Source organism: Paenibacillus sp. FSL L8-0708 (genome assembly GCF_038009325.1).
GTDB classification, from domain to species: Bacteria; Bacillota; Bacilli; order Paenibacillales; family Paenibacillaceae; genus Paenibacillus_AQ; species Paenibacillus_AQ odorifer.
Genome location: NZ_JBBPBC010000001.1, coordinates 2,252,890 through 2,271,906, shown reverse-complemented (window position 1 = coordinate 2,271,906; position 19,017 = coordinate 2,252,890). Strand labels below are relative to the sequence as shown.

Sequence of the window (19,017 nt, the reverse complement as noted above, 5' to 3'; positions counted from 1 at the left end):
GTTGTGTAGATGGCCTATTACAGAAAACGAGGTTCAACTTGGGAGTACCGAATTAAGTTCACAAATCGTAAAACAGGTGCTCAGGACGAAACATCTAAAGGGGGGTTCAAAACCAAACCAGAGGCAGTGCTAGCTGCTGCTGCTGCACAACTGGAAGTTGAATATTATGGATTTATGCCTGATGGCAATGAACTTGTGAACAAATACTTCGAAAAATGGCTTGAGGTGTATAAAAAGCCTAATGTTAAGCCTATTACGTACACGGTTCAGGAACGAAATGTACGCTTGAATATTCTGCCTCGCTGGGGTCATTTAAAAATCAAAGAAATCACTCGTAATGAGTATCAGGAGTGGATAAACGAATTGCGGGGGCATTATAGCGAAGGGACTGTTCGGCGGATACACAGTATCATGAATTGTGCAATGAGCGATGCCGTTCATGAATTTAATATTATCCGTGAGAATCCTTTGCAAAAAATTAAAATACCCAAAGAAACTGAGGATAAGAAGAAAGTGAGTTGGTTTAGTCGGGAGCAATTAGATATGTTTCTTACTTCAGCTCGACCAGTCAAAAATTCAAAATATAAGGAATCGAGACAATATGAAACGCTCTTTACACTGCTTGCTCGGACAGGAATCCGGATCGGTGAGGCACTAGCTTTAACTTGGGATGACATTCAACTGGACATGCGAACCTTATCTATTAGTAAAACTCTCGTTTATCCCCTAAATACTAACCCGTACATCTCTACACCAAAATCTAAATCGAGCAACCGGCTTATAAAGCTGGACGAGCCTACGATTAAAATTCTTAGGCGGCACCGCATTAACCAGAAAGAAGTAGTTCTTCGATACGAAAACTACAAAGCCTCTAAAGACAATTTAGTCTTTTCGCAACATGACGGTAGATGGCTTAGGACAAATGTTGTGAGAGATTATTTTAAGGCTGTATGTAAACGTGTCGCTCTACCCATATTGTCACCTCACGCCCTCCGGCATACCCACGCTGTGCATCTACTGGAAGCTGGGGCCACAATAAAATACGTGTCCGCTCGTCTTGGACACAAGAGTGTCAAGATCACAGCGGACACGTATCTGCATATTACTGAAAAAATTGAAGATGATGCTCTCACTCTTTACGTAAACTACGTAAATTAAGCAAAGGGGGCAAAAAGGGGGCGGTCACCACCTTTTAAACCAGAAAACCCTTGTAAATAAAGGTTATCCTATGCTTCCCTCCATCTCGAACTTGAATAACTACGTCTATCACAGCATATATTATAATAGAAGAAACAGCATTTTACAGCGATCTCTTCTATTATACATTTCATGCCATATCACAGATTTCCACTTTATCTCGGCACGAAATCGGCATGTTTTATATCAGTTCTACTAGTATCAATACTTACAAAATAATTGGCTGAAGGTGTAATTACAGATACTTCTACCAGTGCTTTAATTCCCTCAGATGAAACAATAGCTGCTGAAAGTAGCTTAATAAGATCTACGCTTATATCCCAAGGTACTTGTATTTTGTGTTTTTCCATCTACGATGCTCCTTATATTTAATCATGACAGTTATCGTTAATTAATGCGCCAATTTCTCATTCTACTGAAATGCATTAAGGGTACATTTTATGGTATAATTCGCTCGAACGTCTTCTCCTTAATAACATAATGGGAGGTTGTTATGGCAGCACTTCGAACCGGGAAGTGCCTGTTAGGTCAAATACGCCAAAAGGCTGGTCTCACTCAAAACGAGTTATCTTACAAGCTTTTGTCGGAAGTCGGGGTGTCCATTGCTGCGCCAACTATCTCCAAATACGAAAATAACCGCTTGGAGATCCCAATTGTAGCAATGAGAGGGCTATGTATTGTACTTGGTTGCACGGAATCCGACCTCTATGAATGGCCGTTATGACTAACAGGACGGAGTAGAATTCTGCTCCCCCGATAACCGAAAGTTGCACATGACAGAAAGTTATTTTTCGTCAACAATAATTTGTAGCGCGAATGAGGATATGAAATCATAAATAGTGTGATATATTGAAATTGTAAATTTTAGAATGCTTTCATATTAAGGGCTTGTCTGCCAGGGCAAGCCCTTAAACAATTTTGATCCACTGTTATTCACGACCGGAATTGTAGGGTTTATTTCGCGAAAAGATTTATACCCCGAACTAGACATAGTACAACTCTTCGTATATTTATCGATATTTGTATCAAAATACGCTAACTTAAAATCCTTATCTACCGCTTTTATTTTATCTACGTTTGCCAACACCCCTCGATCTAGTCTCATAAAATTCAATCCAGCCTTCTTGAAAGCTGATTCCCAAAATCTCAGAGGTCCAACAGCAACATAATGGTTTTTTTCAGTGTGAACCGCGATGTTAAGTCGATTATCAAATTGCATACACAATATCTCATCGACTCGTATCTGTTTCATACCTGCGCCATCTTCATCTTCAGTAACTGTTAGATAGATCATTTGCCCCTCCTTTTTTTTGCAACCATACTGATTTTTGTCAACATTTTTTCAAACGTTGAATTAATATAATTTAATACCATATTCAGGGATTAGACAATCAAAATTGGGATTCTCAATTTACTAAAACTAGTATACTTTTTTCGACATTTTACGCAAAACAAAAGAGGCCTCTAAAGCCTCTTTCTGCTGCAGTTTATATGACACAAATGCGTCCATTCATTCCGATCAATTCGTCTCGAACCTGCCGGTACCGATGGTACGCAATAGTGCATTCTTTTCCGGTGTTCCGTCCGGCAAACATCAATGTTTTTTCTTCTTCATTAATCCCGGCTACTTTATTGACATTCACTACAGTCCCTCTGTCAATAAGTTTGAAATGATAGCCCGAATTATTGAGCATATCAATCCAATATTTTATAGATCCCATCGCGTCGAAATCTGCCGTTGATGTAACTATCTTAATATGCATTTTTTCCGGTTTGCTTTTAAAATATAGTATTTCATCGATTTTGACAGGTATCAATCCGCCGGTTCCATGAATGTCATTTGTGACTACAAGATGATCCATATTTAAAGCCCCCTACTTCTTTAGTAACTGAGCAGGAACTTTGCCCTTATAAATATACAAGAAGCTGTTTGTGCTAACAGTAAAATCAGCGACAGCGTACAACATATTTGCGATTAAATTCATGAATTTTTCACCTCCTTTCCAGGAATCAAGAGCAGTACTTGTACAAAAAAACAAAGTGCCAGTGTGGTGGATGTGAAAATCAAGTTGGTTGCAACAACCGCGCTTGCTGCTAATTTCATTTTAAAAAAATGTTTCGGGTCAATGCGTGACTGCCTCTCAATCCCCTTTGGTGCCAATACTATAACAACAATCAGTGCTAAAACAGTAATAATTGTTGTGGCTCCATCAGACAAGTGAATTAAGCTAATCCCTGTGAATAGCAAAGTACTGACTAATACACACCATGTTCCAGATTGAAGATGCAATCCACCCGTTAGTTGCCGTAGAATAGCAAATCCAATAAGAGCTATAAGTGCTGAAATTGTGCGTCCTGTCCCAATTGAAACGAGTAACGTAAGTGTAATAATAGACACCGCATTCAGAATAATACCTAGCGAAAATTTCAGTACCTCTTCAGTCGCAGGATGATCAGGAATTGATTTCTTAATACGAATGGCTAAAATATTCGATATTTTATCAATCATAGAAATGTTCCTCCCTTACAGAGTAATATATTAACATCATTAGAGCTGCTCCAAAAAAAATAATATTGAGCCAAATGTCTTGTCTAATCATGATGATTGAAAATATAATCAAAAAAATCAGCATTAATATTATAACAATAGTGTCTTCTCTTTTTAACCGAAGTCTTTCAAATTCAAAGGTGAAGCCTATGCGATTTTTTAACATGAACCACGAAATAAAAATTAATATAATTGCCGTCATTGCTTGTGTTGTGTAACCATGAAAGAGCGTGGATTGTGCGTTTACTATGGACCCGAATACCGTGAATACAACTAGGGTTTGGGCAATTGCGTAAGCCATGTATCCCAATATAGCGATGATGCCTGACCACAATACCGGTATCTTAATCACCGTTGTAAGCAGTAAGATAAAAAGCAAGATATTTATTACCGGTACCATGTAGTTCAACTCCAATTCATTTCGTAAAACAAAGCTTTGTAAGCTCATAAGCAGGATTATAAAGAGCGCTGGCCATATTTTCGCTAGTGGGTTCATCCGAAATATAGACATCATTATGAATAGGATGCCAACACCTTCTATTGTCGAAAACAATAAAAATCCTACCGCTTCTGAAATCATTGTTCTACACCGCCTGACATAATTTTCATTTATTAGTCCAATTATATAACCTGCTTTGTTTAGCGTATACTACTTATTTACTATGATATAAACCTATCAGGCGGTGGTATTTCAGTGTCTCTTTGACACTCTCCCAGTTGTCCGAAGTTCTTCCATTTGAACACGAATCTCTTCCTTCCAAATCAGATCACTAGTCTGATTAGCTAATCGATTTAACTGCTGTAGCCTGGCAACTTCCCAAAGATAGTTGGAATTTGCTTTAAGACAGATATACATTTCTTCCATTTCCGGATCAGTTAATGGACGGTTGAGATTGATGGTCCATAGTTCGGCAAGTCGATCATGACCAGACAACATATCTATCACTCCTATACATGTGAGGGCGCGCGCTTCCCTCGTATGGCGGATACCGCGACCATCCCGGCACGATTCATCCGGTAGGTTTCGACCAGCCCCACAGCTGGTCCAAGGCGCTCTCAGCGCTCATCAGGCGGATATTGTATGAGTTCGTTGTGAAGTGTATCAAGCGCATCGAGGACAATTTTCACATTTCTTATTTTAGAGAATGGTGAATGCTTGGCCTGAATTTCATTTCGTATAATTCCTATTGCAGTTGCATAATGAGATCCGTCTGATTCTCGCAATAATTTCAGTACAAATTCGGGATCGATCTTCATTTCATCCTCCTTTAGAGGGGCTGTAGCCCCGTATGGTTCAATTCATTCGCAATGCGCAGCTATTCGCACACCTTCCTTACGCATGTTCTCGGCATGTGCCATGGGTGGGATATGCCCTCCACATACACGCTAATAAAGTAGCCCGTCTTAATAATCCGCTGCACGACACGCACTTGCTCATGTTCCTTATGGACGGAAACATATCTAACCTTATCCCTGATAACAACTCGTTTACCGTCCATATCTTTAAATGAATTAACCTCAGTCAATTCGTTCACCTCCCTCGGCCGTAGCCCCGTGTTATTAGCCTACCAGCACACCCAGTGCCTTCAGCTGCCGCCGATACCCGTTAGCGCGACCTACCAGGCCGATAACCTCGGAGTCCAGTTCCGTCTTTCCTGCTGACTTGTAGCAAGCAGCCAACTCCATGCAGTTTGTGAAGAGTTCTTGCAGCAGCGCGACTTCGCGCCCCTTTAACTCTTGCTCAGTGCGAGTTTGTTTCATCCCTTATCCCTCCCCCCGTATGCCCTCAGCTTAGGTTTTATGTGGATTAATTGTTTTCTGTATCTCAAATATATACTGGTACAACCACATAGTCAAGCTTTTTTATACTGGTCATAGTATATAATTAATGTTATAATGGGAAAAGGGAGGGTTGTTGGTGGAAATTAAAGGAAAAGCTTCGACTAGGGCAAAAAATAAATACAATGCAGCTAACTATGATCAAGTGAAGATTTGGGTTAAAAAAGGGGAACGCGAGAAGATTGATATCGAGGCTGAAAAATTCGGAATGAGTAGGAATGCTTTCATTTTAGAAGCCATCGAAGAAAAAATAGGACATGCCAAAAAAGATCTTCCACAGTAATAGCCTGGACGGATCATTTTTGCTCAGGAAAATTTTCCTGGTGCTTAACAAGTGCAAACAAAAAAAGCCCGTCAACCAGTTAAGATTGACGGGCTTCATGATCTTACGCGATTGGGAATTTACTTTATGTCTATAGCAAAATACTCTTTCGATAATTTACGACTCATGCACCTTCCTCCTTCCGGGCAGCAGCTCTCTTGATTTTTTTGTCCAGTTCACTGCCAGCCCACTTGATAACCCAATCCATTACAGATAAAGGCAACCAATCCCCCCAACCCGCTCGTATCGAATTGGCGGTCATACTTTGTAAGACATGATATAGGGTTCCAACTGCCAGTGCCCCAAAGATTGCTCCTGAGAATCCGAACACGCCATCAAGTAAATGACCGCCAGCTGGCAGCAGAAGCATAAAGAACGTTCGAAAAATACCGTCAATGCCATACTTGCTGGCATAAGTATTGTCCTTTTTAGCTGCTCGGACTCCAGAAAGCCAGTCCATTAATACGAAAAATAAAAGTGCAGCCATTACCGTCGGAACAGCGTCCGCCTCCCCGTATAAAAATTCGAATATCGGAACAGCTGCTGCCCCAACTGCAGATGCTGCTAATTGAGATTTTGTCACCTATTCACACCGCTTTCTCAATTTCATTTTTTTGTTTTTATTAACTGCGAACATAGATTATTCCGATTCTTTTCTTCTAACCTTGTCCCAATGCATATCTCTTTGTCTAAAATGATGGTTCCTGCATGAATTGTGGTATTTAATCCAGTACATATGATAAGCCTTCCAAATTACTTTAAGCATAAAAACGAGCCTCCTATAACAAAATAAAGGCCCCTCCATCAGGAGAGACCTTCTTAGTTATAGGATATATCTGTTTGACCGCAGTTAAGCGACAGTTTTAGTACGATTCTTAGCTATTCTCCAAGTTGAGTTTTCAACTCTGCAATTCGTTCTTCCGCTTTGGTAATTAGGGCTTGCTGTTCTGCGATATAATCTTGACTGTCTTTGATTTTCTTTTCCAATCCCTCGGTTACAGCAATATCGCGCGCGTCCGTTCCACCCTTTGCAAGATGCTCTGTAAGTAGATTTCTATCAGGGGTAAGGTCGTAAGACGTTCGTCGTTCGATGTTTCCAGCATATGTGTTAATGCTATTTTTAAGCCTAGTAATCTCAGAATGCACAACATCATTTGATGTCGTAGTTTCCTCAGGTATTATCTGTACACTTTGCAACGATACCACATCTCCTTTATATGTTACTGAGTAACCTATGCTTTCCGCAATATCACGAACAGGGGCGTACGTAACCCCGTCGATTATTACCGCTTTCTGGACGGACTTTACGCCATTCTTTTCTATGTTGACTTCTTTCGCAACTTTTTTACCAACGAGTGAAGATGTAGCAGCAATCGCAGTTGAGCCGGTAATTAGAACACACGCGGTTAAAAATGCAATGATTAACTTTTTCATAAGCAACTCTCCCTATAAGGATATAACGCAATTATACCAATTATAGGGAGAGTCTGCATATATCAGTTTTGCGTGTGAACGTGTGCGGGAACGCCGGACCAAGTGTAAGCAACTCCATTGACATCTCTAAGCACAGTGCCTATAGGGATTCCGCAGTTATATGGCCCCGCACTACCTGTTGAAATGCCTGACGTTGCCTTTGCGTCAACGTTTGACTGAATAGCATTTATTGCAGCTTGCAGTCCAGTTATCGCACTTATCTTGATTCCACTAACTGAAGTTGCGGCATCAAAACGCACAATACCATTCATTGCTATGATAGGGGCGTATAGATTCATATACGATGGAGATTCAAAATACAATCCATCTTCAATTCCGTATATTCCACCTTTAAATACACTGCCGCCATCAAAGTACTCTGTTCCAGCAACACCGTACTTACCATTTTGTGAGATCGATACTCTTATCTTTCCAGATGCATCTACGGATCTGAAACTGTTAACATCCATTTCAACCCGCTGTCCGGAAGCAGCAGTCCTTATAAAAGAACCTGTTATCACTCCTCCTTCTATTTCATTCCCTACAAATCGACTAGCCTGAACTAATGAGGATTTCATCGTGGACTGTTCAATCTCTCCAGTAAGTTTAATAGATCTAGCTATCACGTTTCCTGCCATATCTACTTGAAATTTTGCTTCGTTGAAATTTGCGTGTCCAGCTGCTATTCCATGCGTGTTTAGTTGTACCACGTTGTTGCCTTCTCCAATTAACATGGATACAAAGTTACCAAATTGTCCTATGACCTGTTCAGCTAATACTCCATCTGCTGTAATGGCAGCTCGCAAAGTATTCCATCCATCTGTAGATATACCAAGCCCTGCTGAAGTTAAACGAACCTGGCGTAAGGGATTATTTTTTTCTTGCGCTAGGATACCACCTTCAGGTGGGTAGATAAGCTCAGTTTTTGAGTTATTAATGTCGATCACTGCTTTACGTGCGTATTCTTCGAAGGCGGCAGCTCGGACTCTTCCGCCGCTGAAGATTTTTTCAACTGTTTTGACACTGTTGCCTAAATCAGCAACGATATCTGTTTCGTCTTTGATGGCCACATTTGAAATCGTGACCTGTGCATGCTTTTCTTTGGTATATGGGTACTCTGTCAGATCCATGATCCGCGCAACCATGTTTTTCATTTCCATCTTGGGATCATAACAATAGACGGTATCCCCTAGATCGGGTGCTGGTTCTTCATTATCGATCTTAAAGAGATCCGCTCCATCTACACTGACTTCGAACTCTGGAATCTCTTTTAAACGAAGTGTCTTTCTGGACACCTCCAGTAGATCCGCTACAGCCTTTGATAAATTATTACTCGGATCGATGTCCTGTTCAATAATCTCATTATCAAAGAACGGGACCGAATCACTAGACCATTGATGGACATATGGCGAAATTAAATAATTCACTTGGAGTATGCCGTTAACGATTGCCCCTGGCACAGCCTCCAGCAGTGTTCTTTCTTCGTTTGTAAGAATGGATGCAGGTTGACCTATCCATGTCATTCCGTCCTTCATTTGGGCAAATAGGCGGGTTGTGAGCGCCGTCGTATTGTCCTTGAACTGGTCAGACACGATATTTTTCTTAAGCCGGTACTGAAGGCCTTTGTCAGTGCCGATTTTCTTTTTGAGATGAATGACAAAGTTGTCAGGTTTCATTTCGCATCCATACAAATTGATTACCGATTCTAGTGCATCCATACAATTTCCTACGCCAAAGTCTTTTACATCCATTAAGTCAAATGAATCGTCTATGCTGAAGGTAAAGCGCCCACCGGTAGCCGCTGTAATTCGATTAGTTAATTCTGAAATATGGATTCCGTACCCTTCCCCGATGTATGAGCCATAAGGGAACTTGAAATCCGTTAACTTGTGGAATATGTGTCGGCAGTAAAATGAGCATAGCAGCTTCAGCCCGTCCCGGATTCTGGACCGAGATTCAATAACGTAATATTGTCCCCGCTCATCCTGGATGTGGCCCTTCAGTTCAAGCTTCTCCTGGTAATCCTCAGAGGTCATAGGTACAGTGAATGTTATTTCATCATCGGAGTTGATCTTTCTTTTCCGCTGCACATCATAGGCGGAAACAAGCAATCCCACACGCTTTAAGTTCTTGTCCAGTGACTCAAGGTGTCTTTGATTTGGCATTTTCGCTCTCTCCTTTTGCTTAATACAGGTATTTGTATCGATATATAAATTCAATAATGATGTTACTTAATTGCGCCTGCGCTACGAATTCTGTTTCCCCTGGACTTAATTCGAAAAACACTCCATTGGACCTTCCAAATACACTTTCACCGTTAAGGCGGACTCTGCATTTCTGAGGATTACAATCGATCTCCAGAATATCTGAAGCTCCAGTAGACCCCGAAAAAGTGAAGGTCTGTCCTTTTGCTGTCAATGATAAGTTTGTGAAAGCACCTGTAATGCGAATCAAAGGCTCTGCTGTTTTAGTTCCTTTATTCTCAACAACAAGAACTTGCCCACTGGAAGTGACTGTGAAATAGGAAGAGCCTTGATATTGATATCCCTCGCCATAGGACAGCCCTTCGCCATACCTTCGGATCTCTGTGGTATGAACAGACTCTGGCCACGGATTATGCATTTTAATGGGAATGGTCACATTGCCATCGAAAATGATTTTTTCAATCGGTAGATTTCCGGCGTACCGTCCCACATATCGTTTGTCCGGTAAATCTGAGAACGTAAAGATGATGTCGCCTTTCTTGGCATCAAAAAGAGCCGCCATTAAGGCGACTCTCCGTTGATAATCCAAAGTTGGATTGTCAGCCATGAGGACACATTCTAAATCAAATGTCCTCGGGCCGTAAGTGGAACCAAAGTCAGTTTCTCCGTCTGCTCCAGCTATAGAAAGGCTGTTATCAATGGTTGGGGGTAGGACTGGAATATTATGTCTCACCAACCCAAGACCCAAAGATTCAAAAGTAGCGCCGTCTGCCGTGGCTTCAATCATAAGCGCTATTTCCCTCCCATTCGCCGAACCACATTTTCTTTTTCATCCCAGAACATCCTAGCCGATGATTCATCCGTTATCGTTACGGGTCCTGAAGAAACGCTGTTGTGATACGTATTGTTGTTAATTGTCTGGTTTGTTTTAGAATAGTCATTTGTTCTTCCAGGTACAGTGAAGTTGAATGATGGCATCGTGAAGTTCAACAATTTGAATAGGTTGCTCTGCTGCCGGTCATTAAGAACGATTTCTCCGGCATGTGCTTCTACCATCGTAGACGCGCCGCGCGGACCCTTAACTTGTCCACCCTCTGAAAAGCTTTGGAGTTTCCCGGTGTCTTTAGCAATTCCGTAAATGCTACGCAACTCTTCATTACGTGCTGCTAAGCGCGTCATCTCAGATTTATTCCCAGTCGCTTTTGCCGCATCCCATGCATCCTTGTTAGTATTGTATTCGATTAAATCCAAATCTCTCTTAGATGTAGTTGTTGACGTGATGAGAGATGACGCACCACCTACTGTTGGTGTTAAAGCTGTAATAGCACTCATCTTTGATTGATAATCAGCGATAAACTGATCTAATTGTGCTAATATCTCGGCATTTTTCTCAGATTCCTTCAGGACTTGGATATTCTTCATCAACTCCGCACGATTGGCAGTGTCGGAAGAAAAGTCTTCAAGAGCTTGCAGTAACTCATCATAATGCGTTTTAGTTGCTTCAATGTCCTTATCAAAAGCATCCTTCTTAGCGTCTTTTTCGTCCTGTAGGGCTTGTTTCTGCTCTTCCAGGCTTCTCTTAGCTAAAGTGCGCTCATGATCAAGTTGCAACTTCTCAATGTCTTTTTGAACCTGTTTCCGTTCCGCAATTCCATCGGGTCCTACGGCTGAGGCAAGCAAAGCTAATCTAGCTTGTTTCTCTGCTAGTGCACTCTCGTAGTCTTGGTCTTCATTTAATTCCTGTTGCTTACTAAGTAAATCATCAATAGCTTGGATCTCAGCGTTCTTCGCAGCAACATAAGCATCCCGCTCTGCCTCTATTGCTTTAATAGCAGCATTTTTAGATGATTCGATACTCGTTTTATAGTTTTTGGCTAACGTCTCAACGGCCTTCGTCTCATCTTCAATCAGCTTTTGACGTAGTGCATAGACTTGTTCATCCGCTTCCATTCGTTGATCGGTTCCGACTTTGTACATAGACTGGGTCTTAAGCCATCCGTTTAACTCATCCTGTGTCGTAACTTCTCCCATAGCTTTGCGGTGATTCAAGTCCTTTTGGAAGTCGCTAAAATGTTGTTCCATTAAGGCTTTCTTCTGCTCATAGATGTTTTTTTCTAGTGCAAAACTCTGCTCGGCAGTTCGATTTTTATCTTTTGCCATTCGTTCATAGGCTTGTAGTTCCATGGTGATGATATTAATCTTACTTTTTCCAGCCATCTCCATCTTAGTGGCTTCTTTGTCGATCCAGTTTGTGGAGTTGGTATAACGCAGCTCGTTGTATTGCTTAGTCAAATCATAGACTTGTTTTTGTGCTTCAGCCTTTTGTTCCGTAGTCAGGTAGGTCTTGTTTTGTTCCTTGGTGTAAAAATCAAGAGAAGCCTTAACCATTTCGACTTCCTGAAGATTGGCTTGCCGCATGCGCTCAGTCTTTTTCCCTAAGTTGGCCACATCTTCGGTATACCTTTCATCGCTTAAAGCTACTACTTCTCTGCTCCATTGTTTTAGAGCATCTTTATCCTCAGACAAGTATTGAGCATGGCGTTTCTTTAATTTTTCATATCCAGAAACTTGTTGGTCTATGGTCCAGTTTTGGCGTTCGGCTACATACTTAAAATTGTCTAGGTCTTCTTGATAAGCTTTCTTACGAGCCTCAGCAGCTTCCTTAGCCAATTTATCTGCCGCTTTCTCTGAATCACTTTTTCCGGTTTTCGTTTTCTTACCTTTGTCCGCTTTTTCTGAACTTACTCCGAATTTAGGGTCCTGATATAGTGATCCAAGCGCCTTGATTTTGCTATCATATTGAGCTGATTCCTTTGCATAATCGGCATAAATCTTATCTAGTTCGCTGCTTACAGCTGCCGCTGCCGCTGCTTCTGTCTTAGCTTTTTCATCTAATACAGAGCCTTGATTCTGGAATGCTTTTTTGAAATATTTATTATCATCAGGATTATTCAGCGAACTGGATGTTACTGCATTAGCTGCGCCATTTAGCGAAGCCTTCAATTGAGCGAGGTCTTTAATGGCTGATGCTTCAATTCCATAAGCCTGTAATCTCTCTTCAGTAGCCATTCTAGTGTTGAATGCAGATGTTTTCTCAGACTCCAGGTCACTAATAGCCTTTGCGACCTTTTCCTTTCTCAGCAATTCAACAGCATCTTTTTCGAAAGCCCATCCGTCTGCCGTTTTATAAATCTCTGTGGCTAACTGCGGATATTTCAGGATCAATTCAGCAGCCGCCGAAGCATTCATGGACTGTTCTCCGGTCATTTCTTTCAGGAGGGTGTTCATTTCACTGATGGCGGAACCGTTGCCGTCAATCTGTTCTCGAAGATCGGCTAATACTGCCGCCTGGTCGGCTACGGATTCGGATGCAGTTCCGTTCTTCCCGGTAAATTGATCCATTTCAATCGTGGCCTCACCTAAAGCAACCCCGACATCCGTAATAGATAAAGTGAGGGCGTTGTTTTCTTGTTGCAACGTCTTTATCTTATCTTCCAGCTCAGCAGCATCTTTCTTGAATTCACCTGTACCCAAAGCTTTACTGATGGGGTTGGCAATAATTTTCTGCACTTTCTCCAACTCTTTAGTGGCAGCAGTGATTTCTTCAATCTTTTGCTTTTGCTGGTCATACAAATCTGCTTTTTGATCATTTAATACATTTTGTCTTGCTTCATTTTGCTTAATGATAAGTTTGTTCAGGGCCTCCACTTGTATCTGGACAGCCTTGTCGGTATACCCTGCCGCTTCCAGTTGTTTAGCTCCATCTTTGCCAAGTGTAATAATCAGCGCCTGGGATACCTCATCAATTTGCTTCTTAATCTGGATTTGTTTCTGCTCTGAAAGGTTCACACTTTGCAAGGACGCTTCTAATGATTTGTGTGCTTCGGTAAGCTTCGGTAAAAGCTCAATCTGCCGTTGAAGTTGGCTGACCATCTGCTGGCTTGCGGCGTCATCATCTTTTAACTGCTGAATGCGTTCCCGTTGCTTTTTCTCAGCTCTCCCGCTCTGGAACACATAAATGGCGATTGCTCCCGCCAGCAATGACAATCCAGCCGTTGCAGCTGCCATAGTAACCGTTGACGTTGCTTGCGCAGCCGTCATTGCCGCTGTGGCTACTGTGGCTCCCTCTGTGGCTACCGTTAATGAGCCTTGAGCAATAACCGCACCTTCCGTTGCTGCGGCTCTCTGAACCGTTGATAGAGTCGCTCCTTGCGAAGTAATGATATTCACTTCATTGGCTACAGTATTGGAAGCTATAGCTGTGGTTTCGGCGGTCTTAGCCGCTGTCAACACCTGAACGGCTGCTACAACATTCATGATCGGTGCTCTCAGTGTTTTGTAGGCGAGAAGCAACCCAGCCAAGGCAGCAGTACCCTCAAAGACTCCTGCTGGCACTTTGGTTAGACCAATTAGCAATTGATCAATGGCATCCAGCACATCTTTAATTGTTTTCCGTAAACCATCATCACCGGCGTTATTGAATATCTCCAGCAAAGAGGCTTTAGTCTGTGCCGCTTTTCGGCTAATGGTATCCATCTGCACTTTCAAATATTCCAGCGTAGATCCAGTAGATCCGATGGATGCCGCTGTGCCTAAAAGGATATCGCCAGCATTCAGGGAGGCTGCTAGTTTGGCATATTGATAAACCCCACGAGAAATATCCGCATAGGATTTAGTTAGGTCATAGTTTTTGTCGATAACTTTGGTAGACAGTTCAATCAAGATATCATCTGCTCTACGCCATTCTTCTTTTCCGTTAACGACCTCTTTTGTCGCTACTCCCAGGCTTTCGATTTCCGCAACGGCTTTATCTGTCCGGATCGTACCGAGAACCGTTTTCCACATGTTACCTAGGTTTTCTCCGCTGAGCGCCGTATTACGAACCCCTGAAGAAATCAGTCCGTTCATAACGTCAAAACTAACCCCTGTCTCAGCAGCAATCTTTCCGGTCCGCTCAAAGGCTGCGCCCAGGTCCTTTGCTGGAGCCATGGTGTCATGCGCCACCTTGGACCAAGAATCAAGGATGCGTCCACCCAGCACAGCAGCATCGTTTGCGTCTTTGATCTGCACCCCATATTGTGCAAGTGTGGATTCCATGCTCTTTGTTGCATCTTCAAGACTCACCAAATCGACTGTAGACAGCATGGTGGACTTGCGGACCATTTCCTGCACAACCGCCGCATCCTTGTACATCCGGCCCCAGAGACGCGCTGATTCGGTTACATCATGAATCTCCGCTCCTAAGTCATGCGCCGTATGAATGAATTTTGTTGTTTCCTCATGCAGAATTTTAGTGTTCATTACTGCTTCTTTCGATCCTTCGTTATACATTAGGAAGTACTTTTCATTTGTTTGAACATATCCGGCCATGTTGGATTCAATATCCACTAAGCCTTCTTTCATGGCAGCTTGAACTTCGTGGATGCCACGATAAACCGTATTAAATACCACAGCGTGTGCTGCCATTTGTTGCAATCTTGATGCCCATGCAGTTGTGGTTGAGGTCATTTCTCCGCCAACGTTATCTGTTGCGCTATAGTTATTGACTGTATTTGCTCTTGCTGCGCTAGCTGAAGCCTTATTTTGAAGTGTAGCCATTCTTAGTTGATGCTCGCGTTCTTGTTGTTCAATGGCGTCTTCTCGGCGCTTCATTATAGCCTGTTGTGCTTTTAATTTTGAATCTACAATCTGATTAGTTTGGTCCAATTGCTGTTTTTTTGCGTTAATAAATTCCGCTTGCGCTTTTCGTTGTGCAACTAATGCGTTAGATTCAGCCATGACCTTCTTTTTACGTTCATCCGAATTCATGACCATCTTATCCATGGACTTTGCCAAGTTTGCATAAGTTTTCTCAGTTTGAGTAATTTCTGAATTCAAGGTCTTGAAGGAGTCAGTATTCTTTTTCGTACCTTCGTCAATCGACTTGAACGCTGGTGATATTTTGGTAATGTCCAACTTAACGCGTGCGCTAACAACATCCTTATTAATATCTGTCAAAGGTAGTTCACCCCTTTATGGTTCAGTAAGGAAAATTTTCCTTAGTGCAGAAACGGAAATAAGGGGTCCCTTCACAGCGAAGGAGACCCCTTATTTCGGACTATAAAATTCACCTATTAAATGCGCTCATGATCTGCGCGATACCACTTCGTGTTAATGTTTTCGGATCTTCTACTTCTCCGCCATGCAATCGAATCTGTTCTTTCATTTCTTCGTTCATGTCGTCGAATATGGCTATCACTTCATACCAGTTATGATCATACCAAGGCTTTGAAAGTCTTCGCCGTGAGAGGCGACCATAGAGTTCTTCCATGGTCAGAGGTTTGCTTTCTTCCCCTTCTTTCCCTTTGCCTCGACTTTTCCGTTCCGGTCCATTACTTATAGAAGAGAAATCGCTCTACGGCTTCTTCTAGGACCTCCGGAATGAAATCCTCAATTCCTGAGCGCTCAAACCCTTCGATGAACACCATATTGAGGATCTCCGTCCATTTATTGAATGTGGCTTCCTGTTCTTCTCCCTCTTCAAAAACAGCTGCATGTTTGATCCGTGACAAGCCATCTTTATAGAGTGCGCCTACTTCCTTGATTTGCTTGATACTGCCCACCCGAAGTGTCTTTTTCACATCTGCCGAAAGTTGAATAGATGGGCCAATACCCATAATTAAATCCGTTTTTTCTTGTTCCACAATTAATTCCTCCTGAATATTCGAAATAGATATACGGGGGCTTGACACCCCCTATGAGCCTACGTAGTGATAATGTCAATAACCTTTCCGTCAGATCGGTTTGCATCTAGTACAGCTAATTCCAGTGTATTAGCAGTTGCATTCTTGCGCTGTTGATCAATATTGAAGGTCCCCAGCATTTTTGACTTATAGATGATGATGGTTACATCAAACCATTCTTCGGTTGAATCATCCAATGCTTTGCCGTATGCAACGAATTTGTATGACTTGTTTCGTGTCGTAGTGGTGATGGAAGCCGATGTAGAAGCAACAGACGTATAACTCCCGAACACACGAACGTCTTTACCTACAAGCGTTGCATCCCCCAGCGTAATGACTCCTGCTGCAATCGTATATTGTAGGGCTGTGGGCGTTGCGGAAACCCGTTCCAACTGTTTCCCTGCAGAAGTGTGGTCTTTAGACACAACGATAACCTTATCTGTTCCAGCCACTAACACGGCTGCTTTGGAAGGAGTTACGATCCCTCCAGTCGCTACTGTCAGTTTCTCAAAGAAAGGTACGGCAACAGAACCTGTTGCTAGTTCGGCTCCAGTTGCCGCCAGCAGCATATTGAAGTCCAGTTCTGCGTTTTCTAACTGAATGCCAGACTCTGCATCTTGTTCGGTCAAGTGAAACGCGTACTTGCTTGCACCACCGTATACGCGCTGCTGCTTAGAGTCAATGGATAGTGTCATTTTGGTTAGTCGCTCAAAGAACGCAACCGGATTATCATTTTCATCAAACAATGCTGCGTTAGAAATGTCGTCTACAACCCATTGCTTTGTGGATAATGCCATGTGTAGATCCCTCCTTGGGATATAAAAAACCTAACCGTTTATGATTTCGGTTAGGCGTTGGTCGATCTGCTTGATTCGATTGAACTCTTCTGCGCTTTCAAATCCAGCAACAGGCTTGTAAGAACCCCATATACCAAGTTTTTTTGCAAGTGCAATCTTTTCTTTGATCAGCGTTTCTTGCTCGGTAGGTTCGTCTTTAGTAGTTTTGATTGCCATAACTTATTCCTCCAATTTTCGCAATACGCTTTTAAATTGTTCGCCAATCAGTTTGGCTGATTCGGCTGTTCGTATAGATGCTGCTTGCATGGCTGCTGCAAACTCCTTCATATCCTCGACCTCACTTTCTAACATAATCCACATCATATATAGCCTTAAATCCCTTGAGTTCCTTAATACCGGTTGCAAAATCAGTGTCATAGGCTAAGTGACACCGAAAGGACTGGAACCCTTGGAATGAGAGATATTTGTCATGGAACAACTCGAAAGCTCTCTGTGCTATCCCTCTGGCATCATTCGAACGTTTGGCGTAAATATCCAAGCAAAACTTACCTTCGTAAACCAAATGGTTGCGTCCGTATCGCCCAGGCATTGTATAAATCTGAACTTGAGGAATATTCTTGTCCGATAACACAATATCTGGTTCTAGCCCTTTTACCAGTTTACCAGCCTTAACCTCTGGAAACGCTGCGGAATCGAGTCCAAGCAGCGTCATAAAGGCAGTGTCCCGCTCCAGTAGATAGTGCACGGCATCAATTAGCGTTTGGCTCAATCCCTCACCTCCTTGAAGTATTTATGATATGGAAACTCTTCCAGAACACGTGCAACTCCCTGTAGAATGCGGTCACGGTTGGACTGAATAGCAATTCGTAAGAAGTATGAAGGCGGTGTCGCCTTGAACTTCGGATCAATGTCACCACGTGCCGCCAGTTCTTCCAGGTCAACCCCTGCATAACCGCCGCCTGAGTATCGGACCGTACCGTCAATGCTCCTATAGTTCCCTTGGCCGCGCCCCACGACAACCTTGCTTCCTTTTGACCGAAGCCTGTTCCAAGCATCCGAATTCATATAAGTAATGAGTCCGGCATTCTGACCGCTGTCTGCCATGAGTGATCCTTTACCGAACTGCTCCAACCACGCTTGCCAATAGTCTGCGGTAATATCTCCCTGAATCATTTCGTTTGCCAGGATAATCATGCTCATTTCCAACTTTTCACGGACCGCAGGGTAATAACGCACGCCGCCTTTAGCCGTCAATAGCACAATCTTTGTAATCCCAGTTATTTCTATCGCCAATTTGTTCTCCAGATCTCTTGTCGCTCTTGCATAATCATATCCTATGATCATCGCATGTCCTCCGACAATTGGATCTGGTAGAGTCCAGGGAATTGAATATCGTCTATCGCATCCACCTGATAAGGACGGCCATTCAGGACAATTCTATCCGGCTTACTCAGTGCAGGGTCATTAGGACGAAGAACTCCGACCGTATTCTGCATTCGCACCAAATGCGTTGAAGTCGGAAGTAATCCGGGATCTTCTTGGCGCAATTGTCCAGTGACGTAACGAACAAATGCATGCACATCCGTTTCGATTTCCAGAAATTCAGGATCTCCGATTGGATTGTCGTTTCCATCGTACGCCTGCTTATACCGCTGCACTTTGACAAGCATGTTTGTCTTTACCATCCCACAGTACTTATCACGGTCCGGTGTAGGTCGTATGGAACAGACAAGGAACGTTTCTCCAGTATCAATCAAAGCGCCTGGAAGGACGGACGATTCAGGAGCAAAACGTCCGATGTAATCCGACTCTCTCCCGAACTGAGAAGAACCGCTTGCTCCGCGAGACAATATAACCGCCTCCGGCACTCCATCCACTGTACAGGGCGTGTGCCGGTGCGCGAATTCATAGAACA

The 19,017-nt window shown here is 42.7% G+C and carries 24 protein-coding genes; 3 read left to right on the top strand and 21 right to left on the bottom strand.

What is annotated here, in order from left to right; all coding sequences use genetic code 11:
* Positions 1 to 9 precede the first annotated feature (9 nt).
* The gene (locus NYE58_RS10495; RefSeq protein ID WP_076104490.1) at positions 10 to 1,158 is read left to right on the top strand and encodes a tyrosine-type recombinase/integrase; all 1,149 of its coding nucleotides are present in this window, start codon (positions 10 to 12) and stop codon (positions 1,156 to 1,158) included.
* 194 nt (positions 1,159 to 1,352) lie between these two features.
* Here the strand turns inward: NYE58_RS10495 and NYE58_RS10490 are convergent, their stop codons facing one another.
* On the bottom strand, positions 1,353 to 1,547 hold the full coding sequence (locus NYE58_RS10490) for a hypothetical protein (protein WP_341001812.1): 195 nt from the start codon (positions 1,545 to 1,547) through the stop codon (positions 1,353 to 1,355).
* 143 nt (positions 1,548 to 1,690) lie between these two features.
* Here NYE58_RS10490 and NYE58_RS10485 point away from each other — a divergent pair, with 143 nt between their 5' ends.
* Positions 1,691 to 1,921, top strand: coding sequence for a helix-turn-helix domain-containing protein (locus tag NYE58_RS10485; protein ID WP_341001811.1), 231 nt, complete (start codon positions 1,691 to 1,693; stop codon positions 1,919 to 1,921).
* Positions 1,922 to 2,077: 156 nt separating this feature from the next.
* Here the strand turns inward: NYE58_RS10485 and NYE58_RS10480 are convergent, their stop codons facing one another.
* From NYE58_RS10480 to NYE58_RS10445, 8 genes are all read right to left on the bottom strand, one after another.
* Entirely contained in the window at positions 2,078 to 2,491 is a 414-nt protein-coding gene (locus NYE58_RS10480) for a LytTR family DNA-binding domain-containing protein (RefSeq protein ID WP_341001810.1), read from the bottom strand.
* A 193-nt stretch (positions 2,492 to 2,684) separates the two neighbouring features.
* Entirely contained in the window at positions 2,685 to 3,059 is a 375-nt protein-coding gene (locus NYE58_RS10475; RefSeq protein WP_341001809.1) for a LytTR family transcriptional regulator DNA-binding domain-containing protein, read from the bottom strand.
* Positions 3,060 to 3,071: 12 nt separating this feature from the next.
* Positions 3,072 to 3,182, bottom strand: a complete 111-nt coding sequence (locus tag NYE58_RS10470) for a cyclic lactone autoinducer peptide (RefSeq protein ID WP_341001808.1) — start codon at positions 3,180 to 3,182, stop codon at positions 3,072 to 3,074.
* Positions 3,179 to 3,706, bottom strand: a complete 528-nt coding sequence (locus tag NYE58_RS10465; RefSeq protein WP_341001807.1) for an accessory gene regulator ArgB-like protein — start codon at positions 3,704 to 3,706, stop codon at positions 3,179 to 3,181. Before NYE58_RS10465 ends, NYE58_RS10470 begins: the two co-directional genes overlap by 4 nt.
* Entirely contained in the window at positions 3,699 to 4,325 is a 627-nt protein-coding gene (locus NYE58_RS10460) for a hypothetical protein (protein WP_341001806.1), read from the bottom strand. Before NYE58_RS10460 ends, NYE58_RS10465 begins: the two co-directional genes overlap by 8 nt.
* Positions 4,326 to 4,436: 111 nt before the next feature.
* Positions 4,437 to 4,682, bottom strand: a complete 246-nt coding sequence (locus NYE58_RS10455; RefSeq protein WP_445671786.1) for a DUF7667 family protein — start codon at positions 4,680 to 4,682, stop codon at positions 4,437 to 4,439.
* 119 nt (positions 4,683 to 4,801) lie between these two features.
* Entirely contained in the window at positions 4,802 to 5,002 is a 201-nt protein-coding gene (locus tag NYE58_RS10450) for a hypothetical protein (protein ID WP_341001803.1), read from the bottom strand.
* Between the two features lie 303 nt (positions 5,003 to 5,305).
* Positions 5,306 to 5,506, bottom strand: a complete 201-nt coding sequence (locus NYE58_RS10445) for a hypothetical protein (RefSeq protein ID WP_341001802.1) — start codon at positions 5,504 to 5,506, stop codon at positions 5,306 to 5,308.
* Between the two features lie 157 nt (positions 5,507 to 5,663).
* Between NYE58_RS10445 and NYE58_RS10440 the strand changes: the two genes are divergently transcribed.
* The gene (locus tag NYE58_RS10440) at positions 5,664 to 5,867 is read left to right on the top strand and encodes a transcriptional regulator (RefSeq protein ID WP_341001801.1); all 204 of its coding nucleotides are present in this window, start codon (positions 5,664 to 5,666) and stop codon (positions 5,865 to 5,867) included.
* Between the two features lie 163 nt (positions 5,868 to 6,030).
* Here the strand turns inward: NYE58_RS10440 and NYE58_RS10435 are convergent, their stop codons facing one another.
* The 12 genes from NYE58_RS10435 to NYE58_RS10380 form a co-directional block, all read right to left on the bottom strand.
* Positions 6,031 to 6,489: a phage holin family protein gene (locus NYE58_RS10435; RefSeq protein ID WP_341001800.1), complete on the bottom strand. Its 459-nt coding sequence runs from the start codon at positions 6,487 to 6,489 to the stop codon at positions 6,031 to 6,033.
* Positions 6,490 to 6,785: 296 nt separating this feature from the next.
* Positions 6,786 to 7,340: a hypothetical protein gene (locus NYE58_RS10430; protein ID WP_341001799.1), complete on the bottom strand. Its 555-nt coding sequence runs from the start codon at positions 7,338 to 7,340 to the stop codon at positions 6,786 to 6,788.
* 62 nt (positions 7,341 to 7,402) lie between these two features.
* The gene (locus tag NYE58_RS10425; protein ID WP_341001798.1) at positions 7,403 to 9,544 is read right to left on the bottom strand and encodes a prophage endopeptidase tail family protein; all 2,142 of its coding nucleotides are present in this window, start codon (positions 9,542 to 9,544) and stop codon (positions 7,403 to 7,405) included.
* Between the two features lie 19 nt (positions 9,545 to 9,563).
* Positions 9,564 to 10,370, bottom strand: coding sequence for a phage tail domain-containing protein (locus tag NYE58_RS10420; protein WP_341001797.1), 807 nt, complete (start codon positions 10,368 to 10,370; stop codon positions 9,564 to 9,566).
* Positions 10,371 to 10,375: 5 nt separating this feature from the next.
* On the bottom strand, positions 10,376 to 15,580 hold the full coding sequence (locus NYE58_RS10415; RefSeq protein ID WP_341001796.1) for a transglycosylase: 5,205 nt from the start codon (positions 15,578 to 15,580) through the stop codon (positions 10,376 to 10,378).
* Between the two features lie 374 nt (positions 15,581 to 15,954).
* Positions 15,955 to 16,266 (bottom strand): hypothetical protein, encoded by a 312-nt coding sequence (locus tag NYE58_RS10410; protein WP_341001794.1) that lies wholly within the window; start codon positions 16,264 to 16,266, stop codon positions 15,955 to 15,957.
* A gap of 59 nt (positions 16,267 to 16,325) precedes the next feature.
* Entirely contained in the window at positions 16,326 to 17,102 is a 777-nt protein-coding gene (locus NYE58_RS10405) for a hypothetical protein (protein ID WP_341001793.1), read from the bottom strand.
* 30 nt (positions 17,103 to 17,132) lie between these two features.
* Entirely contained in the window at positions 17,133 to 17,318 is a 186-nt protein-coding gene (locus NYE58_RS10400; RefSeq protein ID WP_341001791.1) for a hypothetical protein, read from the bottom strand.
* A 3-nt stretch (positions 17,319 to 17,321) separates the two neighbouring features.
* Positions 17,322 to 17,453 carry a hypothetical protein gene (locus tag NYE58_RS10395; protein ID WP_341001790.1) on the bottom strand — a complete coding sequence of 44 codons (132 nt, stop codon included), beginning with the start codon at positions 17,451 to 17,453 and terminating at the stop codon, positions 17,322 to 17,324.
* Entirely contained in the window at positions 17,440 to 17,871 is a 432-nt protein-coding gene (locus NYE58_RS10390; protein WP_341001789.1) for a hypothetical protein, read from the bottom strand. Before NYE58_RS10390 ends, NYE58_RS10395 begins: the two co-directional genes overlap by 14 nt.
* On the bottom strand, positions 17,868 to 18,446 hold the full coding sequence (locus NYE58_RS10385) for a hypothetical protein (RefSeq protein WP_341001787.1): 579 nt from the start codon (positions 18,444 to 18,446) through the stop codon (positions 17,868 to 17,870). Before NYE58_RS10385 ends, NYE58_RS10390 begins: the two co-directional genes overlap by 4 nt.
* Positions 18,443 to 18,952, bottom strand: coding sequence for a head-tail adaptor protein (locus NYE58_RS10380; protein ID WP_341001786.1), 510 nt, complete (start codon positions 18,950 to 18,952; stop codon positions 18,443 to 18,445). The genes NYE58_RS10385 and NYE58_RS10380 overlap by 4 nt, the downstream gene beginning before the upstream one ends.
* Positions 18,953 to 19,017: the final 65 nt, after the last annotated feature.